This is a genomic window from Streptomyces sp. NPDC051207 (assembly GCF_040682395.1).
Lineage (GTDB): Bacteria > Actinomycetota > Actinomycetes > Streptomycetales > Streptomycetaceae > Streptomyces.
Map to the genome: position 1 here is coordinate 187,825 of NZ_JBFBAX010000007.1, position 25,356 is coordinate 213,180.

The 25,356-nt window shown below is 68.9% G+C and carries 12 protein-coding genes and 1 pseudogene; 8 read left to right on the forward strand and 5 right to left on the reverse strand.

Features of this window, described 5'->3' with window-relative positions; translation table 11 throughout:
- The 5 genes from AB0M97_RS10210 to AB0M97_RS10230 all read left to right on the forward strand — a co-directional run bounded on the left by AB0M97_RS10210 (position 1) and on the right by AB0M97_RS10230 (position 11,526).
- On the forward strand, positions 1-3,903 hold the full coding sequence (locus AB0M97_RS10210; RefSeq protein ID WP_365960315.1) for a phage resistance protein: 3,903 nt from the start codon (positions 1-3) through the stop codon (positions 3,901-3,903).
- Positions 3,900-6,767 (forward strand): BREX-2 system phosphatase PglZ, encoded by a 2,868-nt coding sequence (pglZ, locus tag AB0M97_RS10215; protein WP_365960316.1) that lies wholly within the window; start codon positions 3,900-3,902, stop codon positions 6,765-6,767. The genes AB0M97_RS10210 and pglZ overlap by 4 nt, the downstream gene beginning before the upstream one ends.
- Before the next feature lie 70 nt (positions 6,768-6,837).
- The gene (gene brxD / locus AB0M97_RS10220; RefSeq protein ID WP_365960317.1) at positions 6,838-8,199 is read left to right on the forward strand and encodes a BREX system ATP-binding protein BrxD; all 1,362 of its coding nucleotides are present in this window, start codon (positions 6,838-6,840) and stop codon (positions 8,197-8,199) included.
- Between the two features lie 2 nt (positions 8,200-8,201).
- A complete protein-coding gene (locus tag AB0M97_RS10225; RefSeq protein WP_365960318.1) occupies positions 8,202-10,358 on the forward strand; it encodes a DEAD/DEAH box helicase in 2,157 nt (718 codons plus the stop codon).
- Positions 10,359-10,476: 118 nt separating this feature from the next.
- Entirely contained in the window at positions 10,477-11,526 is a 1,050-nt protein-coding gene (locus AB0M97_RS10230) for a hypothetical protein (RefSeq protein ID WP_365960319.1), read from the forward strand.
- A gap of 23 nt (positions 11,527-11,549) precedes the next feature.
- On the opposite strand, the gene AB0M97_RS10235 is transcribed toward AB0M97_RS10230, so the two are convergent.
- Positions 11,550-11,792, reverse strand: a complete 243-nt coding sequence (locus AB0M97_RS10235) for a hypothetical protein (RefSeq protein WP_365960320.1) — start codon at positions 11,790-11,792, stop codon at positions 11,550-11,552.
- 388 nt (positions 11,793-12,180) lie between these two features.
- On the reverse strand, positions 12,181-13,587 hold the full coding sequence (locus tag AB0M97_RS10240; protein ID WP_365960321.1) for an AAA family ATPase: 1,407 nt from the start codon (positions 13,585-13,587) through the stop codon (positions 12,181-12,183).
- Positions 13,588-13,766: 179 nt separating this feature from the next.
- On the opposite strand from AB0M97_RS10240, the pseudogene pglX reads away from it, so the two are divergent.
- From pglX to AB0M97_RS10255, 3 genes and pseudogenes are all read left to right on the forward strand, one after another.
- Positions 13,767-17,377: pseudogene (pglX, locus tag AB0M97_RS10245) on the forward strand (BREX-2 system adenine-specific DNA-methyltransferase PglX).
- Between the two features lie 708 nt (positions 17,378-18,085).
- The gene (locus tag AB0M97_RS10250; RefSeq protein ID WP_365960322.1) at positions 18,086-18,805 is read left to right on the forward strand and encodes a hypothetical protein; all 720 of its coding nucleotides are present in this window, start codon (positions 18,086-18,088) and stop codon (positions 18,803-18,805) included.
- A gap of 141 nt (positions 18,806-18,946) precedes the next feature.
- A complete protein-coding gene (locus tag AB0M97_RS10255; protein WP_365960323.1) occupies positions 18,947-19,651 on the forward strand; it encodes a restriction endonuclease in 705 nt (234 codons plus the stop codon).
- A gap of 25 nt (positions 19,652-19,676) precedes the next feature.
- Here AB0M97_RS10255 and AB0M97_RS10260 read toward each other — a convergent pair whose 3' ends face one another.
- The 3 genes from AB0M97_RS10260 to AB0M97_RS10270 form a co-directional block, all read right to left on the reverse strand.
- The gene (locus tag AB0M97_RS10260) at positions 19,677-23,405 is read right to left on the reverse strand and encodes an AAA domain-containing protein (protein ID WP_365960324.1); all 3,729 of its coding nucleotides are present in this window, start codon (positions 23,403-23,405) and stop codon (positions 19,677-19,679) included.
- Positions 23,402-23,707, reverse strand: coding sequence for a hypothetical protein (locus tag AB0M97_RS10265; protein ID WP_365960325.1), 306 nt, complete (start codon positions 23,705-23,707; stop codon positions 23,402-23,404). Before AB0M97_RS10265 ends, AB0M97_RS10260 begins: the two co-directional genes overlap by 4 nt.
- A 243-nt stretch (positions 23,708-23,950) precedes the next feature.
- Positions 23,951-25,330 (reverse strand): hypothetical protein, encoded by a 1,380-nt coding sequence (locus AB0M97_RS10270; RefSeq protein WP_365960326.1) that lies wholly within the window; start codon positions 25,328-25,330, stop codon positions 23,951-23,953.
- Between the last annotated feature and the right edge of the window lie 26 nt (positions 25,331-25,356).

Genomic DNA, 25,356 nt, shown 5'->3' on the forward strand with positions numbered 1-25,356 from the left:
ATGGCCGCCCCTGCGCGACAGAGCACGGCACCGCTGCTCAAGGACCTGATGGACCTGCCGGTGTCCGTCTCCACGTCTTCCTACGTGCTCAAGCTGTCGGAGGCGGTCACCGAGGAGGGGGCCCGGAAGGCCCTGGACGACTACGTCGTCACCGGTGAGCTGCTGCGGAACTTCCGCGACGCCCTCAACATGATCTCGACCGCGCTGGAGACGCAGAGCTCCAAGGCGGCGTATCTGCACGGCTCGTTCGGTGCCGGTAAGTCGCACTTCATGGCCGTACTGCATGCGCTGCTGTCCAACAGCGAGGCGGCCCGGGCCCGGCAGGAGTTCGACCCGCTGTACCAGGAGTTCGAGTGGCTGCGGACGGGCGGCAAGAACTTCCTGCTCGTCCCGTACCACATGCTGAACGCCGAGAGCCTGGAGCACAGGGTGCTGGGCGGCTACGTCGAGTGGGTGGCCAAGGTCCGGCCCGGCTGCTCCACCCCCCGCGTCTACCGCACCGACGCCCTCTTCGACCAACTCCGGGATCTGAAGCGGGACTTCGGGGACGAGCAGTTCCTCGCCCAGCTCAACGCGGGCGCCTCGGGGGAGGTCGACGAGTGGGGCAACCCCGCCGCGTTCTGGACCGCTGAGCGGCTCGAAACCGCGCTGAACGCGGCCGAGGTCCACGACAAGAACGTGCGGCTCGACGTGCAGAACCCCACCACCCCGGCGGAGCTGCGCGCGCGTCTTACCGAGGACGCGTTGCAGAGCGTGGCCCGCGGGTACGCCAGGATCGCGGCGCAGGCGGACGGGTTCATCCCGCTCGACGAGGGCCTTTCCGTGATTGCCGAGCATGCCAAGTCCCTCGGCTACGACGGGCTGGTGCTCTTCCTCGACGAGCTGATGCTGTGGCTCACGATGATGATGCAGGAGGAGAAGCAGGTTCTGCGCGAGTCCGCGAAGTTCACCAACTTCGTGGAGGGCGGCGACAGCCGGCGCGCCATCCCGATCATCTCCTTCATCGCCCGCCAGCGCGACCTGCGGGAGATCACCGGCGAGGAGATGCACGGCACCGGTGAGGCGGCCATGCAGCAGAACCTCAACTACGCCTCCGGCCGCTTCGACTCCATCAAGCTGGAGGACCGCAACCTGCCGGAGATCGCCCACGAGCGGCTGCTCAGGCCGCGCTCGGACGAGGCCCGGCAGGAGATCCAGGCCGGGCTCGACCGGCTGCTGGCCGCCAACCCCGGTGCGGTGCGCGACACCTGGCTCGGTGACGACAAGGCCCTGGTGGGTGCGGGCGAGGAGCCGCTGCGCAAGGCGTACCCGTTCACGCCCGCGTTCATGGACGCGCTGGTCAAGATCTCCTCGGCGCTGCAGCGCAACCGTACCGGTATGAAGCTGATGGGCGAGATCCTCGCCGACCAGCGCAACCGGCTGCGCCTGGGTGACCTGGTGTGCCTCGGTGACCTCTACCCCTACCTGGGCAAGGGCGGCAACAAGCCCTTCCAGGACGCGACCCGAGTGGTGTTCGAGTCGGCCGAGCGGCTCTACAACACCAAACTCCGGCCGTACCTGATGACCACCCATGACGTCAGCGAGGAGGAGATCGACGCCTACGCGCGCGACCCCGACTCCGTGCCTGCCGAGAGGCGGCCGTCGCTGGAGGCGTTCACCGGGGACGACCGGATCATGCGGACCCTCCTGCTGTCCGCGCTGGCTCCCGGGGCGGTGTCCTTGCAGAACCTCACCGTGGAGCGGCTCCTCGCCCTGAACCACGGCTCGATCAAGAGCCGGTTCAAGGGGGGCGCGGTCCAGGCCCTGGACGGCAAGCTCCAGCAGTGGGCGGGCAAGTTCGCCGAGATCAAGGTCAGCGGTTCCGGCGCCCAGGCCTCCGTGCTGCTCGAACTGACCGACATCGACCTCGATTCGATCCTCGCCAACGCCAACACTTACACCCAGACCCGCTTCCAGCGTGACCTGGCCGAACGGATCCTCCGCCGGCTGCTCGGCACCACCCCGCGCACGGGCTACGACGAACTCGCCCTCGTGTGGAAGGGATCGCCCCGCACGCTCGAGGTGAACTTCGCGAACGTCCGCGACAAGGACCGGGTCGGCGACGAGCAGCTCAAGCCTGCCACCGACGGGCTGTGGCGGATCGTCGTCGACTACCCGTTCGACGACGGCAACTACGGGCCGCGCGAGGACGCCATGCGAATCGAGGGCCTGCGGGCGCAGGCCGGCCCTGACGGTCCCGCCCGCACCCTCGCCTGGCTGCCCACCCACCTGTCCCAGCAGGCGCGCGACAGCTTCCGGCGGCTCACCGTCATCGACAGCGTCCTCTCCGACGAGGACCGCTTCCACGGAACCTTCGCCAAGCACCTCAGCCAGGACAAGCGGGTACGCGCCTGGCAGCTGCTCGAAGCCCAGCGCGACACCCTTACGCGGGAGGCGGAGAAGGCGTTCAAGCAGGCGTACGGACTGGCCGATAAGAAGGAGACCGAGGTCCAGCTGGGCTTCGAGGACCACCTCGACCCCGTGCATCCGGTGCCCGGCCTGTCCCTTCCGATCGGCGCCTCCTTCGAGAAGGCCGTCCGGCTCATCGCCGCCCGCCTGCTGGAGTGCCAGTTCCCGGCCCACCCGCAGCTCGATCCGGAGAACACCGGCAGGGCGATCACCACGTCCGACGCGAAGAAGGTGTACGAGCTGGTGCGGCGGGCCGCGCTCGCCCGCGACCGGCGGGTGGAGGTGCCCTCCGGTGAGCGCAAACTGATGACGCGGCTGGCGCAGCCCCTGCTGCTGGGCACCATGGGTGAGGCGTACTTCGAACTGTCCTCGCACTGGACGGACTTCTTCGACGACCAGGCCCGCGCCGACGAACTGTCCGCGGGCGACGACCTGACATACGTACGCCTGACGGACTGGCTCGACCGGCCCGAGCCGCGTGGGCTGCACGAGACGGCCCGGCAGCTCGTGATCGCCGGGTTCGCCGAGATCGCCGACCGGGTGTGGGTGCGGGGCGGTGCCGTCCAGGACGTCTCGCTCGCCTTCGCGACCCGTGCCGGAGACGCCCTGCGCACCCAGCCCCGGCCCTCGGAGCCCGACTGGGAGGAGGCACTCGACCGCTACGAGTCCCTCTTCGGGGAGAAGCCCAAGTCCCGGCTCTACCGCGGGCAGATCATCAACCAGTTCGCCACGGCGGTGCGCGAGCAGGCGCGGGCGTGCGACGAGGCCGCCGGTGAGCTGGTGCGCCGGCTGGAGGACGCCCAGGGGAAGCTGGGCCTCGACGAGTCGGACCCGGCCGGGCGGCTCGCTCTCGCCCGCCGGTCCCTGGCTCTGGTCAAGCAGCTCATCGACACCGCCGAGGCCGGCTCGGCCGCAGCCCGCCGCACGGTCGAGACCCTCGCGGGCTTCGACCTGCGGGGTGTCTCGCCCCTGCGCTACGGCACGTCGCTCGCGCAGGCCCGCAAGGTCGCCTCGGCGCTCGCCGAGGCCAACGCCGACTGGGACACCCTGGAACTCGCCGAGGGCCTCGGTCCGGAGGGCCACTCCATCCTGGAGCGGCTGAAGGCCGCCGCTCGCAGCGACCAGCAGACGGCTGACCTGGCGGGTGCCCTCGAGAGGGCCCGACGCGAGGTGATCGCCCTGCTGAAGGCACGCCAGACACCGCCCACCCCGCCCGAGCAGCAGCCTCCCGGTCCCTCCGGCCCCGACGACATCTCCCTCAAGGGGGACGACGCCGAGCCGTCCGTGCCGTCCACCCACACGGCCACCCCGGGTTCCGGCGGTGTGCGGCGGGCCGGCGGCGGGCGTACCAAGGCCCGGGCCGCCGCGGCCCAGTTCGCCGCCGAGATCCAGGCCCTCGCCGAGGCACAGCCCGACGCCGAGATCGAGATCACCTGGCGGATGGTGGGCGAGTGACCACCGCGACTACAGCCGCCTGCCTGGCCCGGCTCACGCCCGCGCTGCTCGTCCAGTACCTGTCCGCCCGACCCGGACTGGACGGGCGTACCCGTGCCGTCGTCCTGCTCCGCGCCCAGCCCGAGTGGGACGGACCCGACACGCTCACCTACGGCGGCGGGCAGCGGGCCACCGTCGCCGCCGCTCCCTCGCCGCTCGCCGTGCACGAGCAGATCATCGGCCATCTCCACAGTGCCGGGGACGGGTCCGGCCCCCGTGTCCTCGTCGTACTCACCGACTGCGAGGAGGCCACGCTCGACCCCGGTCTTCTCGCTCGCGTGTGGCACAACGGCGTCCGCAGCGTGGACAACTGGGAAGTCGTACGCACCTCCTTCGGGGCCGGTGCCGTGGACCACCGGCTGCAGGTCTCCGACGGAGGCTGGGCCGCCGAGGCCCTGCTGGAGGCGGCACCGCTCGACCGCTGGCCGAAGATCGCGGGCGGCACGCTCACCCGCGACCACGCCCTCGCCCAGCTCGCCCAGCGGCGCCTCGGCCTCGGCCGGTACGCGGACGCGGCGGACGAGACACAAGACGTCGCGGACGACCGTATCGGCCTCACGGCTCTGCTGCGGTGGGCCGTGCGGCCCGGAGCCGCCGAACGGTTCCTCGCCCTGCGCGACGCCGAACGCGACGGCCTGGCCGGGTTCCTCTGCGAGAAGGGCCAGGCCGGACCAGCCGCCACCATCCTCTTCGGCCTCATCAGCGAGGGGCACGGCACCGACGCACTCGCCTACGGTCTGGTCGCCGCCGCGCTGTGGAGCCACACCGCTTCTCCCGGCCCCGAGGTGTACCGGGCCCGTGGCCGGGCCGAGCTGTGGGCGGGCGGCCAGGGGGGCGTCCTCTCGCCCGAGGAGTCCGACGTGCACTTCGCCCAGTACGGCACGGTGGCCGAAGCGACGGTGGACACGCTCGTCGCCCGTGAGGACCGGCGTGTGCTCACCCCGCTGCTGCAGCGCGCCGATGTTCTCGCCCGCCAGTTCGGGGCCGAACAGGCCGCGGCCGTAAGTCTGTTCCTCCCCATCAGCTTCGAGGCGCGCGCGGCCGATGCCGGCGCCGCCCTGGCCACCGGCGATCCGGACCGCATCGCACAGGCCGTGGGCGCGTGGGGCGAACACCGGCACGCGGGTCGCCCGGAGGGTCGCGCCCGCGTCGAGCGCGCCCGCATGGCACAGCGGCTTGCCGCTTGGCTGACCGGTCCGACAGAGCAGCCGCAGTCCGTGGAGGACTGGTTGAGGCTGCAGATCACCGACACCGCCTGGGCCGACCTCGCCCTCGACCGCATAGAGGCGGGAGGCGAGGACGTTCCCGCCCTGCGGGACGCGTACGACCGGCTCGGGGAGCAGGTCCGCGAACGCAGGCGCGAGATGGACCATGCCTTCGCCCAGCGGCTCGCAGCCTTCACGGAGGGCGGTGGCGCACCCGGTGACCTGCTCACCGTCGAGGACTTCCTCGACCGCGTCGCCGCCCCCGCGGCCAGGGCCAAGGACCGGCGCCGCCTGCTGATCGTCGTCGTCGACGGCATGACCTCCGCCATCGCCGCCGAGCTCGGGCAGGAGCTGCGCGAGCGCTTCAGCGAGTACGACCCGTTCCCGGAGGCGACGGGAGGCCCGCGGCGCCGTGCTGTGGCCGCCGCACTGCCCAGCGTCACCGCCGTCAGCCGCACCAGCCTGTTCGCCGGGCGGCTGCTGCGCGGCGCGCAGGCCGACGAGAAGCGGCTGTTCCGTCAGCACCCATTCGCCGGTCCCGGGCGCGCGGCGGCCGTCTTCCACAAGGACGACCTGCGCGCCGAGCGCACCGGGAGCCCCTTCAGCGCACCACTGGAGGCCGCTCTGCACGACGGGCGCACCCACGTCGCGGTGGTCCTGAACACCATCGACGACCGGCTCGCCAAGGAACAGCGCCTGGGCGCGACCCGATGGTCCGTCGACGAGATCGGCTTCCTCGGCGAGCTCCTCGACACCGCCGCCGCCGAGGGCATGGCCGTCCTGCTCCTCTCCGACCACGGGCACGTCGTCGACCGGCGCGACCGCCGGGTCTCCGTGCCCGAAGCTGCGGACCGCTACCGCCCGTACACCGAGGGAGAGCTGGACGAGCGGGAGATCCGGTTGCGCGGATCTCGTGTGGTCGCGCCCGAGCCCGGGGGAGCGGTCATCGCCCTGTGGGACGCCGACTCCCGCTACACCGGGCGCAAAGCCGGCTACCACGGCGGCGCGTCCCTCGCCGAGATCGCCATTCCGCTCCAGGCCTACCTGCCGTTCGGCGCCACGCCGCCCGAAGGATGGCGGGAACTCGGTGATCCCGCTCCCCACTGGTGGTCGCTCGACCATGTGGCTGAAAAAGCCCCTGCTGCCCCGGCTCCTTCCGCGGACCCGGCCGCGGCGCCCGCTCCGGCACGTCGCCGCCCCTCGAAGTCGAAGCAGGTCACCCAGGAGGAGAGCCTGTTCGCCGAGCCCGCCGTTCAGGCCGAAACGGCCCCTGCCGTGCCCGTCCGGCAGGCCGAGCCCGCCGTGCCGTCCGATCCCCGTACCGCGCTCGTGGACGCGCTGATGTCGTCGGAGATCTTCGAGGCACAGCTGAAGCTCGTGGGCCGCACGGTGGACCTGGACAAGGTGCGCGCCGCCGTACAGGAACTGCTCGCGTCGAGGACGTTGCCGCTCACGGCTCTGGCACAGCGTGCCGGGGAGCGGCCCGTGCGCGCTGCCGGGTTCGCCGCGGTACTGCGGCAGCTCCTCAACCACGACGGCGAACAGGTGCTGGAGATCCTGCCGGACAACCGTACGCTCCGGCTCAACGAGCCGTTGCTGAAAGCTCAGTTCGGCCTCTGAGTGGGGGCGGTCGCGTCGTCCCGTTCGGAGGCGGAGCCGAGCGGGACAGTGACCGTGGGAAACTGGCAGGGTGAGTGAACAGCCCTCCTCCGCATCCTCCGCCTCCGGCGTCACGGTGTCGCCCGCGCGGCGGCGGGCCGTCGTCGACGCGCTGCGGCGCGGAGCCGTCCCCGACAGCGGTCTCGATCTCCTCGCCACGGGACTCGACCGGTTCGAGGCGGCCGTGGACGGCGAGCTCGACGCCGTGGCCGCGGGCGGATCCGCCTTCAAGGCCGTCCGTGGCGAGTACGGCAGCGGCAAGACCTTCTTCGCCCGCTGGCTCGGCGAACGTGCCAAGCGCCGCGGCTTCGCCGTCGCGGAGGTACAGGTGTCGGAGACCGAGACGCCCCTGCACCGGCTGGAGACCGTCTACCGCCGGGCCACCGAGCGCCTGGCCACCGCGAGTTTCCAGCCGTCGGCCCTCCGGCCCGTGGTCGACGCGTGGTTCTACGCGCTCGAAGAGGACGCCCTTGCCGCCGGCGCCGACGACTCCCGGCTGGAGCAGGCCGTCGCGAAGCTCCTCGACGACCGCCTTTCGGAGGTCTCCCGCGGCGCCCCCGGATTCGCCGCCGCACTGCGCGGCTACCACTCCGCGCTGGGCGCGGACGACGAGGCCACCGCTGCGGCCGTTCTCGCTTGGCTCGGCGGCGAGCCGCATGTGGCGGCCGCCGCCAAGCGCGCTGCGGGGGTACGCGGCGACCTCGACCACTTCGGCGCCCTCGGTTTCCTTCAAGGGCTGCTCGCCGTTCTGCGCGACAGCGGACACCCTGGCCTCCTCCTTGTGCTCGACGAGGTGGAAACCCTGCAGCGCGTGCGCTCCGACGCCCGGGACAAGGCGCTCAACGCCCTTCGGCAGCTGATCGACGAGGTCCACTCCGGCCGATTCCCCGGCCTCTACCTGGTGATCACCGGAACTCCCGCGTTCTACGACGGCCCGCAGGGCGTACAGCGTCTCGCGCCCCTGGCTCAACGCCTGGCCACCGACTTCTCCACGGACCCACGCTTCGACAACCCCAGGGCCGTGCAACTCCGTCTTCCCGGCTTCCAGCTGGAGACGCTGACCGAACTCGGCCGCAAGATCCGCGACCTGTACGCGACAGGCAGCACCGACCCGGAGCGGGTGCGCTCCGTCGCCGACGACGCGTACGTGGCCGACCTGGCCCACGCCGTCGGCGGAGCCCTGGGCGGCAAGGTCGGCGTCGCCCCCCGCCTCTATCTGAAGAAGCTCGTCGGCGACGTCCTCGACCGCATCGACCAGTTCCCCGACTTCGATCCTCGCGTTTACTACCGCCTCACCGTCGACCGCACCGAACTCACCCACGCCGAGCGCCACGCCGCCACCCTTCCGGTTGCCCCCGCAGCCTCGGCCGACGAGGTGGAGCTCGACCTGTGAGCGTGAGCGGAACAGCGGACGCCGACCCTGTCGACCGGCTTGATCCAGTCCTCCTCCACCACATCGTCAACACCCTCGGCTGGCCCGGCCTCAGGCCCCTGCAGTCCTCCGCGATCGGACCGCTCCTCGACGGCGAGGACGCCGTACTGCTGGCGCCAACAGCAGGCGGCAAGACCGAGGCCGCCGCATTCCCCCTCCTCACTGCCATGGCCCGGAACGGCTGGTCCGGCACCTCGGTTCTCTACCTCACGCCTCTACGCGCCCTGCTCAACAACCTCCAGCCACGCCTGCACGCCTATGCCCAGTGGCTGGGACGCACGGCTGCGCTCTGGCACGGGGACACGGCCGAGGGCGAACGGCGACGTCTGCGCCGCGAGCCGCCGGACATCCTTCTCACGACACCGGAATCCCTCGAAGCACAGCTCATCAGCGTCAAGACCGATCACGCCCTGCTGCTCGGCGGGGTCCGGGCGGTCGTCGTGGACGAGGTGCACGCCTTCGCCGGGGACGACCGCGGCTGGCACCTGCTGGCGGTCCTGGAACGACTCCAGCGGCTGACCGGCCGGCGGTTGCAGCGCATCGGCCTGTCCGCCACGGTCGGTAACCCGAACGAACTCCTCGCCTGGCTACAAGGCTCAGGTCGCGGTCGAACGCCCGGCCAGGTCATCGCCCCCGGCGTCGACACCGGCCCCATAGCCACGACGGCGGAACCTCAGCCGCACGCAGCTGAACCCCCGCCCGGTGACATCGAGTTGGACTATGTCGGCTCGCTGCCGAACGCAGCCACCGTCATCTCCGCCCTCCACCGGGGCGAGAAGCGCCTCGTCTTCTGCGAGTCCCGCCGGCAGGTCGAAGAGCTCGGGCAGGCACTGCGAGCACGCGGCGTGACCGTCTTCCTCTCGCACTCGTCGCTCTCGGCAGCCGAGCGTCAACGCTCCGAGGAAGCCTTTGCGCAGGCACGCGACTGCGTGATCGTCGCCACCTCCACGCTCGAACTCGGCATCGATGTCGGCGACCTCGACCGGGTGATCCAGATCGACTCTCCCGCGACCGTCGCGTCCTTCCTGCAGCGCCTCGGCCGTACCGGACGCCGGTCCGACAGCACGCGCAACTGTCTCTTCCTTGCCACCTCCCACGACAGCCTCCTCCAGGCAGCCGGGCTGCTGACCCTGTGGGGCAGGCACTGGGTGGAGCCGGTCGCCGCACCGCCGGGACCGCAACACCTCGTCGCCCAGCAGTTGCTCGCCGTCGCCCTCCAGCGCCACAAGCTGCCTGCCGCGGACTGGCACGAGGAGTGGAACGGCCTCGCTCCCTTCGACGGATCTGCCCGGCCTGTCCTCGATCACCTCCTCACCGAAGGCTTCCTGGAACAGGACAGCGGCATCTACTTCATCGGCGAACAGGCCGAGAAGCGCTTCGGCAGGCGGCACTTCATGGACCTCACCGCGTCGTTCACCGCACCGCCCCAGTTCACAGTCCTGCACGGACGTACGGAGATCGGGCACACAGACCCGGCTCTGCTGGTCGAGGAACACGAGGGGCCCCTTCGGTTGCTGCTCGCCGGACGCAGCTGGCACGTGACGTATGTGGACTGGCGACGGCATCGGGTCTTCGTCGAGGCCGCCGAGTCGGGCGGGGTCGCCAAGTGGCAGACCGGCACCGTCCGCGGCCTGTCGTACCGGCTTGCCCAGGCGATGCGCGAGGTGCTGCTCGGCGCCGACCCCGCGGTTGGTCTCACCCGGCGCGCACAGGCCGGTCTCGTGGAACTACGGGAAACCGAATGCCGGTTCGCTCACCCGGAGGCGACCTTGATCACCCGCAGCGGACGCGACGTACGGTGGTGGACCTGGGCCGGTTTCCGCGCGAACGCGACCCTCACGGCGTGGCTGGCCGGCGCGGTCGACCCGCTGCAGCGGCCTGCGGACTCCTACGTCCGGCTCCGCCACGACCTGACCCGCGAGGAGTGGAACCAGGCGCGAAGCACGCCGCGGAGGGAGGAGCTCCCGCAGGTCTCTGCGGCCGCCGTACGTGGCCTCAAGTTCTCCGCAGCGCTCCCCGATGACCTCGCCGCCAGCGTGCTGGCCGCTCGCCTTGCCGACACGGATGGGGCCGATGCTGTGCTGTCCCAACGTACGCGCTGGGAGAGTGAACCGGTCTGACAACGGCGCCGAACCTGGCACGCAGCACACCCGGTGACTGGATTGCGCCCTTTCGGTGCGCATCACCCCAGCTCACGCTGGTTCCACACCGTCGCGGGGCAGTGTGGAGGGGGCCGCCATGTCCGGACCGCTGTACGTGCCAGTCCTTCCAGTGCGCGCCCATGCCGTGGCAGCGATCAAGGGCTTGGCCCCAGGGATCCGTGATCGGGTGGCCCCGGTGTGGACGCTGCCGATCATCGTGGGCGAGGACGCCGGTCAGCTCGAAGTGGCGGTGGACAAGGAGCTGAGGCGCATCGCGAGCGTCCACAAGTACACGGCGTCATGGCTGGATGCGCCGTACGCTGCCCTCGACGAGGCCCCCTACGGACATCTGCTCCCTTTCTACTGGTCACACGCGGCGCTTCGACCCGTCACCGATCCGGCCCTTCCCCCGTCCCACCAGGCTGTGGCCATGGAGTGTGCCGGTGAGGGCGGTGGCGGCCTCGGAATCCGCATACGCTTGCCCGGCGCCTGGAACGACGAACTCGCCGAGCGCACAAGGGCGCTGCTGGCGCGAGTGGATCCCGACGTGCCCGTGGATCTCCTCCTCGACCTTCACACCGTCCTGCCCATCCACCCCGACGCGGCCAAGGAAGCACTGCGCGCACTCGACATGCTGGTTCCACTCGCCGTATGGCGCACGATCGCCCTGATGGCGGGCGGCTTCCCGGACGAGGTCGACAGGGTGCTCGACCGAGACCGGGGCGAGGCCGAGCGGGCGGACTGGGACACCTGGCACGAGTTACGGGCGAGTCGGCGATCCTACGCGCAGTTCGTCCGCTACGGCGACTACGGCATCCTCGCCGCACGCAACCTGGCGCGATCGGCGGACGATACCGACCGGTCTCCCTACGGATTACTGCGGTACACGACGGAACGCACCTTCCTGCTCGCAAGGTTCTGGGCCGAGAAGCGGGGCGAGACAGGAGCCACCCGCGAGGCGGCTCGTTGGATCACCGGATTCCCCGACTTCCGTGGCTCGGGTGCGAGTACGGGCGACCGCTGGTACGAACAGTGCGCCCGCACCACGGACGCCAAGGGCACGGGCAACGGTGGGACGTGGAACACCATGGGGAACATCCAGCACATGACCTATGTGGTCCGTTGCTTGTCCCGGTTGGCTGACTGACCGCGACGCGACGCCGGGAACTCTCAGAGGCCGCTCAGCGATTCCCGCAGATCGTGCGTGAACGCCTGCCAGGATGCGAGCTGCTGGACCGGCCCTTCGCGATCCAGCATCTGCAGCAGTCGTGCTCGATTCTCTGGGAAGCGCCTTTGGAGCTTCTCCAAGCGGCGCCCTTTCTCCTCGCTGGCAGTAGCGATTGCCTGCTTGAGGAGTGCCTTGGGGTCTGGCACCGACTCGACCCGGGCCGGCTTTGGGAGGTCGAGTGCCACCTTGCCATTGGGGTTCCCGCCACTTCGCGGATAGCCGCCTGGTTCAGAAGCAGCCAGGCTTCCAGCATCCGTACCGGGATAACGGGCACGTGTGCCAGGCCAGGGCTCACCTCATTGACCGCTTCGGCGATCTCACTGCGCCGCCGCTCCGGGGGGTTGCCGTCGGAGTCGCGGTGGATGATGACGAGGTCGTACACCTGCCCCTCGTCGCTGAGCCACTGTGCGGCGCGCAGCTTGTCCCTGACAGAGTGGCCCGGCTTGTTCGGGAGGCGGTTCAGATCGGGAGGCGTCACAAGGATCTCGCGGTCCATTTCTGCCCCGATCTCCTCGATGTGATCGCGCAGGCCAATGTCGCTGGACCCTTCACAGAGATAGAGGGCGTGAATAATCACGAGGTGCTCCCCGCGAGAGTCAGCCGGGCTTCTGGCGGAGATGTGAGGTAAGCGAGGATGTCAGCCTTCGTCCCGTAGCCCTTCTCGGCACCGCCCGCCCGCCAGGTGCTGGCGAGGGGCCGCAACCGCAGACCGCGTGCGGCCTTGCCCATACCCCGGGGGATGCTCGCGGTATCGGCGATCAGCAGGTCGAAATCGTCCACGAGCTGGACGACACCCGGGGAGTGGGTGTTGATAAGGACTTGTCGGAAGGGGTTGTCCTCGTCCACCGGTACGGAAGGATCCACCGCCAAATCGCGCACCAGGTTCACCATGGCGGAGAGATTGGCCGGGTGAATGCCATTCTCCGGCTCCTCCATACACAGCAGCCCGTGTGCCTGTGGGTCCTCGAGCAGTACGCACAGGGCCAGGAAGCGCAGGGTTCCCTCCGACAGGCTGCGCGCCGGGAGTACCATTCCGTCGATCTCATGGAGCTTGATGGTCAGCAGCTCGCGTGTGTCGTCCGCTTCGACGTGCAGCGTCTTGACGTGCAGTCCGGACAGATCCGACAGGCGCCCCGCGACCCGGGAGTAGACCCGGGCGGGGTCGTCCGGGAACTTCTTCCGCGCGATCCGGTCCAGGCTCCGTGGCAGATGCAGGCCATCGGGCTGCATCTCGCTGGGATCGCGGTAGTTGTCGGACGTGCGCAGGGCTGAGGGTTCGAGGGCGAGCCGGCGCCACGACTGCATTTCCCGCCTGGCTGCCAGGATGGTTGGATCGTCGTTCAGATTGATGGTGGAGAGCAGGGTCTTGGCCGCCCGGCTTGCGGGTGCCGGACGTGGCTGCCCCTTGCGGCCGCCGTCGGCGTGAACGCGGATGACGGCGCCCGCCTCAAGAGACGTGGAGATGTAGGGGGCGGATCTGCGACCACGGACGACGGTGCTTCGGAAGTCTTTGGTGTGCGGGAACCGAAGATGTGAGGCGGCCTCACTCGACCTGATCTGATTGAGGTCCTCGCGGAGCAACGTCAGCCTGCCGCTCCGCTCACCGCCCTGAGGCGGCTGGTACCCGAGGTGAAGCTCGTAGCGGAGGAAAGTGGACGTCGGTTCGGCAAGGCGGCCGAAGTCGTCCTCGACCTCGCCCGGGACGATCATCTCCGCGGCAAACTCCATCCGGTGTTCGTCGTCCGAGTAGCCGTTCCAGAACAGGTCGCGCGCGTCGCCGTGCAGTGCGCCATGGGTCCCGCGTACGGCCTGGGCGGCCTCGATCATGGAGTGGTCGGCGAGCAGGCTCAGGAACTGGATGGCGTCAAAGACGTTGGACTTTCCGGTGCCGTTCTCCCCCGCGATGCAGGTGAAGGGGCCGAACTCGACCGTGAGGTCGAGCAGGTTCTTGAATCCACTGACTTCGAGTCTTGTCAGCATGTGTCCCCTCGGCGGTCCGGCGCGCACAGGAATCATAGAGCGCCGGGCAGTGACGGACGGTACGCGTCAGGCCAGTGGCGGGCGACGGAATCGGGGTGGCGGCCCCAAGAGCTGGCAAGATGTGTCCGACAGGACAGTGGACCGTGAAATCGCCGACGTAGGGAGGAGTGGTCGCCGCGGTGCCTCCGACTCGCGGAGCCGATACGGGGACGCCCTCGCTGGACAGGCAGGCGCTCCTTGTTGGTCTGCGCAAGCAGGTCCGGACCCTGGAGGCGGATCTTCGTGAGCGCAGCGACAATATCGATCAGTATCGCGACCGGCTGCGGGGCGCATACGAGCAGGAGAGAGCCGTCGGCCGTACCAGCGCCACGTATGGCGCCTGGCGTGACGAGCACATCATGCAGGCCGCGGTCGCCTGGGTGCTGGGCACAGTGTTCGTGCGCTACTGCGAGGACAACGACCTGATCGCCCGGCCGTTCATCGCGGGGCCGGGAGAGCGCCTGGCAGAGGCGGAGGAACGGCAGAGCACGTGCCTGGCGCAGCAGGATGGGGCACAGGACCGGGACTGGCTGGGCGAGGCGTTCGTGCATCTTGCGCGTTCCCACCCGGTAATGGGCCGAATTTTCGCCCGCGAGCACAATCCCCTCTGGCAGCTGTCACCTTCTCCGCGGGCCGCGACCGGCCTGGTCGAGTTCTGGCGGCAGCGAGACGAGGACGGCTCCCTCCGATTCGATTTCAGCGACCCGCAACTCGACACCCGCTTTCTCGGAGACTTGTACCAGGACATCAGCGAGGCGGCGCGACAGGCCTACGCGCTCGTTCCGACTCCGGAATTCATCGAGGAATTCATCCTGGACCTCACCGTGGATCCGGCTATCGCGGATTTCGGCCTCAAGGGTTTTCGAACGATCGACCCGGCCTGCGGCTCTGGAGCGTTCCTCCTCGGAATCTTCGGACGGCTGCTGAACGCCTGGCGGGCGGTTGAGCCCGGTACTCCGAACGATGAGCTGATCCGCCGCGCCCTGGAATCGGTCCACGGCTGCGATGTGAACGCGTTCGCCGTAAACATCACCAGATTCAGGCTGCTGATGGCCGCCGCAAAGGCCAGCGGTCGACGGATGCTGGGCCAGGTGCCGGGTCAGGTGGTCAACGTCGCGGTGGGGGATGCACTGCTGGAAGGCCGCGGCGCGCCCGGCGGGCCGCCGCGTGTGATCGGAGACGTTGCCGACTTCTCTGCCTCCTGTGACCTCCTCGGGATGAATTCCTACCACGTCGTGGTGGGCGAACCTCCCTTCATTTTCGTGAGTGACGAAGCGAGAAGAGCCGAATACAGGGAGTCCTATAAAGTGGCTTCGGGGGTATTTCCGCTCTCACTTCTCTTCGTGGAGCGCATGTTCCAGCTGGCGGTGACCAAGAATGAAGGAACGTCCGGCGGGTATGTCGGGCAGTACACATCCAGCTCCTTCACGAACCGGGCCTTCGGTGAGAAGCTGATCGAAATTTCCTGCCCCGCGTCGGACTGACGCACGTCATCGACACCTCGGGTGCCTATGTGCCGGGCCACGGAACACCGACCCTGATTCTTGTCGGCCGGAATGACCCGACCATGCGTGATGCCCCGGTGCGGGTGGTGTTCAGCGTGCACGGTGAGCCCGGGCAACCGGAGCACCCGGCCCAGGGAATCGTGTGGCGGTCGATCCTCGACCAGATTGACCTGCCCGGCAGCACCTCGGAATGGGTGAGTGTCGAGGACGAACCCCGTCACCGTTTTTCCCGCTTCCCGTGGACCATGGTGGGCGGCGGAGCAGCGGATCTCATGGATCAGCTCTCGGGATCCCCGCGGCGACTGGGCGATGTCCTTTCCGGACCGGTCGGAGTGGGCTCCGACCCGGGGGAGCGAGGCGTTTTCGATCTCGGTCGTCCCTGGTTCAACCGGCACCCCGACGCGTCCGGGCTGGGCCTCGGCCTTGTCACGGGTGAAGTCGTGCGGGACTGGCGTGCCGAAGCTGCAACGGAAGTCCTGGCCCCTTATGACGGGGACGGTTCACCGCTTCTCCCGAACCTCAGCAGCTCGTGGGGGCGACACCTCTGGACAATGCGACAGGTACTCCGCACGGCCACCGGACAGCGGGGATCGTCGCAGCGCCGGCCGTGGTGGACCTGGCGGCGTTGGCTCCCCGAGCGTCATCGGAGTCCGCTTATTACATTCGCCGCCGTAGCTACTCACAATCACTTCGCGCAAGTGGACGACGAAACGGCGTTCAGCAGGACCGCACCTGTACTTCGACTGCCGGCCGACGCGAGCGAGGACACATACGTCGGTCTGCTCGGAGTCCTCAACTCGTCCACGGTCTGTTTCTGGCTCAAGCAGACCAGCCCCAGCAAGGGGACCGGTGGGGCGGCTCTCTCCGCGCCGGGCAATGAATGGGCACGTGCGTACAGCTTTGCGCCGAAGTCTCTCCTTCAGCTTCCGCTTCCATCCGACGCTCCTCATGCTCGAGCGCGGGAACTGACCAGGCGGGCCAGGCTTCTTGGTGCCGAAGAGCCGAGCACCGTCCTCGCGGATCGCCGTGAGCCCAGCCGGAGAGTCTTGGACGCGGCAAGAGCCGCATATACGCATATCCGCCATGAGATGGTCGCCCTGCAGGAGGAACTGGACTGGGACGTCTACGGCTCGTATGGACTGCTGTCCGCCGATGAGCGAGCGCGTCTGACCACCTCGCCGGATTTCGAACTCCCTGCGCTGAGGCCAGGGGAGCGCGCGTTCGAGATTGTGTGGGCCCGCAAGGTCGCCGACGGTACGGCCTCGTCGTCCTGGTTCGAGGGGCAGGCCTGGTTCGAGAGGCACGGAGTCAGCCCGGTCACCGACGTCCCGAATCACTGGCCGGCTGCCTACCGGGACGTCGTACAGGCCAGGATCGATGCCATTGAGTCCCACCAGACAATCGCCCTCGTCGAGCGACCTGAGTACAAGCGGCGGTGGGCGACGGAGCCCTGGAAGAAGCGCGAGGAGCGAGCGCTGCGCGCTTGGCTGCTCGATCGTTGCGAGCACGAACAACTGTGGTTCGAGGAGAAGAATGGCGACAAGAGTCCGCATCCCCGAACGATCGGTCAACTGGCCAGTGAACTCGGTGACGATGCCGGAGTCTGTTCCGCAGCCGGGCTCTACGCTGCCGACCACCTGGGGCTGCGGGAGGCCACGCTCGCAGATGTGCTAGCCACGATCCTGGAAGGTGAGCAGGTCCCGTATGCGGCAGCGTTGAGGTACAAGGAGTCGGGACTACGCAAGCGCGCACAGTGGGAGCGGGTCTGGGAGCTTCAGCGCCGCGAGGACCAGACGGGCGAGGCATTGGGGATTCCGGTTCCGCCCAAGTACGTGAGCGCTGATTTTCAACGCGCGTCCTACTGGTCGATCCGAGGCAGGCTGGACATTCCCCGGGAACGTTTCATCTCCTACGCCGATGTCGTCGACGAAGAGGGTGGTCTGTTGCTCGGTTGGTCCGGCTGGAGCGGAACAGATCGTGTTCGCGTTCTGCTGGATTTGGTCAGTGCTATTGGCCGGCAACCAAATCTGAGTATGAGTCGTCTCACCTCTCTCTTGGCCGGAGTGCAGGAACTGCTCCGCTCCATGCACCGGTGGGAGACTCAGGACGAATCGGCGGGCAAGGTAGGCCAAGTCGAGGTGTTCCAACGTCACTTCGAAGACATGCTCAGCGCGTACGGGCTCAGCACCCACGACTTGACCTCCTGGAGACCGCGGCGCTCCACGCTGAAGCATCACGACCGGTGATTTGGGCCATCTCACGGATGCCGACCGGCGGGAACGGCCGGGGCCGTTCCCGCCGGTCGGCAGTAGGCGTCCCCTGCACGGAGGTCGATTCGGTAACTTCTGCACCAGGCTCTCGCTCTCCGCCTCTCTTGCCGCTATCCCCAGCTCACCGATCTGCGCTGGCACGCCAAGGACCTTCCGCGCAAGGTCGCCGAACTACAGACCCGCCCAGGGGCACCGGAGCAACTGCGCTGCCTGGCTGCAGGCACCAACCTGCGCACCGTCACCGACGCACGCAACCTCCAGGCACCGCAAAGGATGCTGGAACCAGGATCTGCCCACCGCGCTGGCTGGCCAGCACTGATCGCGGAGGGCTCGGGGTCCGGCAGGGCGGGCATGGCACGGGTGGATCCCATCTGATGCCGACTGGCGTGTGGCGTTGGCGATCCCCGCTAGGGTTCACATCTCTTCCACAATTGCTCTCGGCGGGGGTCTTGTTCGGGTCGCGGATTGCTGCTCGTCGTGCTTCGGACCCGGCTCGGATCGGGCGTTTCTGGGTGGTCGGGGTGCTGGGCGCGTGTGGATGGGCACCGTGTACTCCGCGGTGGGGAGCGGGGCGAGCGGGTAGCGGTGAAGGCCGTGCACGCTGGGCAGGCCGCAGATGACCAGTTCCGGGCCCGATTCCGGCGCGAGGTGCAGGTTCTGCGGCGAGTGTCAGGTCCGTGTCTGGTGCCGCTGCTGGAGGCCGATCCCGACGCGGACATCCCGTGGCTGGCGACGGCCTACGTACCCGGCTTGACGCTCGCAGAGCACACGGCGGCGCACGGCCCGCTGGCCCGGATCACGGCTGCGACCACGTCACCTCTCGCCCGTTCCGCCGTCACCGAGTCGCAGACCCCGACCGCCGCGGCGTCGTCCGCGCCGACGCAGACCCAGGTGATCACTCTCAGCCCCTGGTCCCCAGGCGGCACCCCGGCAACCGGCATCACCATCACCGACCGGGCCAGCGGCTCTTGCTTCAGGACCGCCGAATCCACGATGCGCACGGAAGCCTGGCGCTGCACCGCCGGAAACCAGATCCTCGACCCCTGTTTCTCCCCAGACTCCAATCCCTCGGACACCAGCGCACTGTGCCTGGACGGAGCCCCCGACCGCATGGTCGAACCGTCGGTCCCCGAGTGCTTTCCCGGCAACAACAACCACATGCCCGGGCGGACCCGACATCGAACCGATAACCCTCGTCCTGACCAACGGCGCCCGCTGCTCGTTCGCCGGTGGCGGCACCGCAACGCTTGCGGGACAACGCCTGAACTACGGCTGCGGCAACGGCGGCTACCTGTACGGCTATCCGAACAAGACCGCCGCCGTGTGGACCATCTCGTACGCCGCTCCCGGCAGCGGAGCCAGCGTCTCCACGCCGATCACGACTGTCTACGAGTAGCGCGCTGACAGCCACGCTGCTGAATCAGCGGATGGTCGCATCGGCGGCTGGATCCGGCTGAGCGGAATCGGTCATGGCTGACTTGCGCTCTTCCGGGCTTGTCCTGCGTTGCCGAGACTCTCGCTTCAGGAAGGTTCGGGGAAGGCGAGATGGCTGTTCAACGTGGACGGAATCTGGCTCGTCGTCGCGGGCGGGCGACAAGAGCAAAGCCGATCGTGCTCGGCGGAGGCGGCCTGCTCATCGTGCTGATGATGTTCTGGTCGGAGGTGTGGCCGTACGTCGTTGGGAGTGTAGTTCTCGGCGGTATCGGAGCTGTGGGCTGGTGGCTGTGGCGCACCGACCGGAAGGTGCGTGCTCGGGACCGCCGTTGGCGCCAGGACGAGGCGGTGAAAGCCGGTCGGCGGACCCTGGCCGAGGTGGATGCGATGACGGGCATTGAATTCGAGGAGTTGGTCGCCGACTTGTGCCGTAGGGACGGGTGTACGGAGGTCCGGCGGGTGGGCGGTTCGCACGACAACGGTGCCGACGTCGTCGGTCGCCTGCCGGACGGCCGGAGGGTGGTGATCCAGTGCAAGCGGTACGCGCCCAGCAACACCATCGCCAGCCGTGAGCTTCGTGATCTGCTGGGTGCCAAGGTCCACTTCCACGCTGACGTGGCGGTGTTTGTGACGACCACCAGGTTCAGCCGTCCCTCCGAGCGGTTTGCGGTGGAGCACGGCATTCTCGCTCTGCACCGCGATCACCTCGGCTTGTGGAACAACGGAGCGTCCCTTCTGGCGCTGAGCCGTGTGAACGGTCGCGGCCAGGGAGACTTCCGTCACCGGGCGCGCTGGAAGCAGGCCTACGGGAAGTGACCGGCGCCCAAAAGCCGTTCACCGGTCAGCGGGTGCTCGTGTCGTACAGTCGCCACGCCGGGTACCGCAGGGCGTGACCGCTTTCTTCGCTGCAGTCCACGAGCCGACGACGGTGCAGCATCAGGCGCAGGTGGCGTGCTTCGTCAGCGCCTTCGTCCGGCCCGCGGTCGAGCAGGACGGCCTGTGGACTGGCAGCGTCGGTTCGTACCAGGACGTCGACGGGGTGGCCGTGGACGCTCTCGCCGAGCGCCGCTGTCGTTCCCGGCTGTGTGGACATGACCTCGTAGAGGCGCAGCAGCAGGCCGTCTCCCGCACGGTCTTCGATGCGCGGTCCGTTCATGGTGGCGGCGTTCAGAAGCTCGGCGGCGACACCGCCCCACTTGCGCCACAGGTTCATGTCGCCGACCACGATGAGGTGGCTGCGGGCGCGGGTGATGGCGACGTTCCAGAGGTTGAGCTGGCGGTGGACCCAGCCGATCGCGCTCTCGTGCATGCCCTCACCGGCGACGAGGGAGAAGACCATGACGTCGCGCTCACCGCCCTGGAAGGTGTGCACGGTGCCGACGCGCACGCGTTGCCGGCCGTATTGCTTCAGTTGTGCGCGGAGTTCGTCGGCTTGGGGCGTGAAGGGGGTGACCACGCCGATCGTGGCTTCGTCGGGGAGTTCCTCCAGCAGGGCACGCACGAAACTGTCCACTTGGCGGATCTCGTCGTGGTTCACCCAGGAGCCGCCGTACGGAGGCCGGGTGGCCCGTCCGGGAACGTGGGACCAGAAGATCGGTTGCCTGGGCAGAGACGGGCGGTCCCGGGTGTCGGTGAGGACCGTCAGCCCCTGGTCGTAGAAGAGTTCGTTGGACACGGCGGCGATGTCCGGGTGGCAGCGGAAGTGCTCGTCGAGGAGGAGGGTGCCTCCCGCGGAGCGCTCGGCAGCGTGGAATGCGGAGTGGCGGCGGTGGGCGAGCCGGTGCTTTTCCAGCCAGCCGGAGCGCAGGCCGGTCTTGCGGCGGATCAGAGCCTCGCGTTCCGGGCTGATCTTTGCGATGTGCGGTAGCTGCATGGCGTCCCCGATGACCAGGGCGCGCCGCGCCCGGAACAGCAGCGGAAGTACGTGCGGGATGGCGCACTGGCTGGCCTCGTCGATGACGACCAGGTCGAACAGGGCGGGGCCGAGCGGGAAGCGCCGAGCGGAAAGGCTCGTGACCGCCCATCCGGGTGCGGCAGGGAACACTTCGCGCACCGCGGCCCAGTCGGTGCGGTTGCTGTCCCTGGCGCTCAGAAGATTGCGGATGCGCTGACGGCCGGCCCGCGCGTTGCTCCGTACGGTGCTCTCCAGCAGAGTGCGCGAGGCCTTCTGCACGCCCACCTCGGCAGCGCCAACCGTCGCAGCCAGCGCGCCGTCATCGACATGGGCGACCTGCGCGTATCCGGTACGCCAGGCTGCTTCCGCAGCAGCGAAGCCGGCCAGAGCGAGGCAGCCTTCTGCCCGGTCCCCTTCGACAGTTTTGAGACCGATCTTGCTCAGGAAGCGGCCGCGCCGCCAGGTGCCGAAGAACCGTGCGTGGGCCAGACGCCGTGCCCGGGCCTCCAGTTGATCCAGGCTTCTTGCTTGCGACAGGACCTCGGTCAGTTCGGTTACGGACCGGCCGAGTTGGGCGGCGTGTTCCTCACGCAGTTGGCCGGCTTGCAGCAGGTCCTTTTCGGTCGCGGTGATCTGGGCGAGGTCGTGGCGGACGCGGTCGAGTTGGCCGCGGGCGATGTCGACGTCCATGGCGGCCGTGGCCACGTTGGGGACGGGTTCCGGCGCGGTGCGCAGGGCGTCCAGGCCTTTGGCCTCGGTTTCGACGTAGTTCCCGGTCTTGGCCTTGGCCGAGCCGGTGCGTATGACACTGCCGGGCACGAGCGTGTCGCAGCGGCGCCAGACCTCGTCCACCGCCTCGTTGTTGTTGGAGGCCACGAGAACGGTCTGGCCGCCCGTCACCGCTGTGGCGACGAGGTTGGCCACGAGCTGGCTCTTTCCGGTGCCGGGAGGTCCGGTGGCGACGGTCAGCCGGCCGGTCATGGCCGAGCGCAGCACGGCGGCTTGGGCCTCGTTGCAGGGCAGCGGCGTCACCAGACGAGCCGGCTCCGGTTCCGACAGGGCCAGTGCGCGGGTGCGTTCCGCCGCGTCGGGCGAGAGGGCGGCGAGTGCTGTCGTCTGGATGCGGTCCGTCTGCTCCGTGATACCGGCGAAGTCGTCCAGGAGCTTCTTCGTGTAGGCGGTGTCGGGCAGGGCTGTGAAGAGCACGGCGGTGTTGCGCGCGCCGTCGCCGGGCGTGTGGATGTCGATGCGCTCGGCAAGCTGATCGGGAAGGAGTTCCTGGACGCACGGGATCTCGAACTCCTCCCTGAGAAGCTTGCTCGCTTCCACGGCCATGCGGTCGTGCTGGCCGCGATGCCAGGTCGGCTGGAAGGTGTCGGCGAGCTGGGCGGCCTCCTCGTCCCCCAGCCAGTCCCGCGCCAGCTGAGGATGCGGCTGGACCGGACCGTAGGGCTTGAGCCGTACCCGGCCGTCTTCGGACACGACCTCCACGCGGCGGATCAGCAAGGGCGCGAACTTCGGGTGATACCAAGGTCGGCCGCCGCGTGGCCCGGTCATGACCACGGCCGGGTAGCCGGCCCACAGTTCGGCCTCCTGCTCGACGGCCGACTCGATCAGCGCGTCTGCCTCCGTCGGGACGGGAATGCAGCCGTCGTCGTCGACATCGCCGGAGAGAAGTCGCTCCGAGCCGGAAAGGCAGACGTACGAAGTGCCGTGGTCGCTGACCGACATCAATGGCGTTTCGGTCTCGTCGGACAGCACGCACTCGCGGTAGTAGTCCAGGAGCTGGTGCCACGTCGGCTGAGACGAGGCGGATTTGCGAGTAGGTGCCTGAACCGATGGCTCGGAGGAAAGGGTGGGGCGACGGGTGAGCGGTGTGAGCAGCGGGGCCGCGCCGAACGGGCAGTCGGCGATGACGATGCGGTCGTCGACGCCATGCGCGAACTTGACCGGCACCTGACGGGCACCCTGGGCGCGCATGCGCCGGTTGACGTAGTGGAAGAGGTCCTCCACCGACACGTCACCCTTACCGTCCTTGCTCACCTTGCCAGTGCGCAGGGCTTCGATGACCTCGGCGGTGAAGGCGGACGGCTGCACCTCGCCGGTGCTGCCTGTGTCGGCGTACGAGTCCTCACCGGCCCGCGACGACGACAGCACGTACACGCCGCGGCTGGTGAGCAGGGGCTGCTCCTGCTCGGCGGACTTCGCGACCGAGTCGGGCTGCCGGTCAGAGGTGCGCAGGCCCACAGCGAAGCCGCCGCTGCGGCAGCAGTCGATCATTACGACCTTCTGCGGCGCCCAGCACTGCTCCAGCTGCTCGTTGACGAAGCCCGCGCTCACCCCCGTTTCCGCGATCCGGTCGAAGTCGGTGTCGGTGGCGATGAAGTGGAACTCCCCGCCGTCCCGCACGAGTCGCGCGCCATGTCCGGACACGTACACCAGGGCCAGTTCGTCCTGCTCACAGGCCTCCAGGAACTCGCTGACGGCCTCCTGCATGTCGGCGGCGCTCAAGTTCTCCCGGGACGTGATGGAGACGAACCCGCCGATGTTGCGGTGTCTGAGGACCTGCTCCATGCCCCAGATGTCCGCCCGCGTGGAGGGTAGCGGCGGGAAGCGGCTGTCGTCGTAGAGCTCATTGCCGATCAGCAGGGCGCGGCGCCTGACCAGCCGGGTCACTCGCTGTCACCTTCCGGTCCGTTGGACGGGGCGTCACCCACCTTGTCCAGGAATTCGCGGACCACGCGCTCCTGAGCAGGGTCCGGGCGTCCCGTGATGGCGACGGAATGCCCGTCGTAGGTGACCTCGACCTTGCGGTGACGGTCCTTGGCGCACCATTCCTTGATCGCGGTGATCAGGACCTGGGAAGCGGGCCGGGCGACCGCGGTTGCCGTGGCAGCCCACAGTGCCACCTCACCGACGCCGGCGCCCTTGTGGCCGGGCTGGACTGCCGCGTCCTCTTCGGTGAAACCGGCGACCACGCCTCCGTCCCGTGCAGGGCCGCGTACAGATCGCGTGTGAGACGTTCCTGCCGCAGCGCGTCCCCGCCGGCCGGCACCACGAGCTGCCACCGGCGTCCCCCGTCCTGCATGCACCACTCCTTGTTATCGCGTCGTCACGTGGGATGACTTTGGCATGAAGGTGCCCCTGGCAACAGCTCGGCGGGTGTCCGCAGGGGCACCATTCAGCCAGCCGGGAGTGGCAACACCCGCCGTCGGCTCGGATCAGAGGGCGCGGAGGCGGCGGCGATTGCGGGGCGGCTCGGGCAGCAGCCGCATGGCCATGATGGAACCGTCCTCGCGCAGCGAAACGGGGCCGTCCCAGTCGTCCTGGCGGCGGACAGACCTCCACCTCGATCGCAGAGCGTGTGCCTGGCGCCGGTACTCCTCCACCCGCCCGTCGCGCAGGTGATCGAAGAGGCTTGCCTCGAGACCGGAGAATGCCTCCACCCGCGTGCCGTTCAGCCGGAAGACGTGATCCGTCCCGACAAAGGTCATCCCGCCGATCTCGTGATCGATGTCCTGCACGATTCCCGTACCGGCATGCGTGAAGCCCTTGAAGTGCCGCTTCCCCTGCCGCTCCGTCAGGTACTGCGCGGTCGGTTCACCGCCGCCGGTGAACCCCATCAGCCCGGCTGCCCCTGCCCGTGCGAGCGCCCTGCGGAACCAGGGGTACTGATCCGGCAGTACCTGGAAGCCGCTCACGAGTTGCTCGTCCTCCCCGGCAGCGCCCGGGATGCGGACGTCGGGGTAGATGTTCAGGTCCTCCAGCTCGCGATCCGCGTCCAGAGCGTCCGGTGGCATGGACAGGGAGCCGTCACCGGGGGCATGCAGCACATGGACGATGATGCCGCCCTGGCCGAGCAGCTCCGTCGACGTCACCAGGGTCGGCGTCTGATCCCAGGGGCCCACGTGCACCGCCTCGACCTGCGCTGAGGCAGCGGCCAGCTGCGTATGCGCGTAAGAGCCCTTCGCATGGGTCCCCTTGCACGCGAGGGGGATGACCTTCGACGGCTCGCCGGGCTTCCAGGCCTCCAGGAGGAAGTCGGGGCGCAGCTTCACCCAGTCCCGTCGCTTGACGTCCTTGCCCACCAACGCCCAGCCCGCCTGCAGGGCAATGTCCGCGTCCACGACCGAGATCAAGTGGTCCGGGTACCGCTTCTTGAGGGCTTGCTCGGCGACGGCGAGCGCGAATCCGATGCCCAACTCACCCGACTGCACGGTCTTGTAGTGGCGCCTGGGGTTCAACCCTTCCTCCGACAGCGCCATATACCGACCAGGGCTGCCGTCCAGTGCCTGGCAGTACTTCAGACAACCCCAGTGCTCAGCCAGCCCACGCCCGGCTCCATGCCGGGACAGCACGGTGGCACGCCCCAGCGCGTGCAGCACATCCCACGGCGTGAACATGACCGACGGGCCGCCCTCGGTGGCCGGCAACGCCCTCAAGCCCGGCTTCCGCCGAAGCGGTTCGCGCCCGTCCTCTCGTCGTTCCTTGTCGTCCTTCGCGGCGGCATCGGCAACGGCCCCCGCCAACGCGCCGGTCGAGTCGATCTGCACACTCCAGGCCTGCACCAGTTCCTTGAGCACCTGTGCTGCTTCTGCCACGGCTATTCCCCCTACGTCGCATCGGT

Bases quoted from the DNA above. Each gene is read 5' to 3' on its own strand.
- AB0M97_RS10210 (WP_365960315.1), top strand. From the start codon at position 1: ATGGCCGCCCCTGCGCGACAGAGCACGGCACCGCTGCTCAAGGACCTG.
- AB0M97_RS10230 (WP_365960319.1), top strand. From the start codon at position 10,477: ATGTCCGGACCGCTGTACGTGCCAGTCCTTCCAGTGCGCGCCCATGCC.
- AB0M97_RS10240 (WP_365960321.1), bottom strand. From the start codon at position 13,587: ATGCTGACAAGACTCGAAGTCAGTGGATTCAAGAACCTGCTCGACCTC.
- AB0M97_RS10255 (WP_365960323.1), top strand. From the start codon at position 18,947: ATGGCTGTTCAACGTGGACGGAATCTGGCTCGTCGTCGCGGGCGGGCG.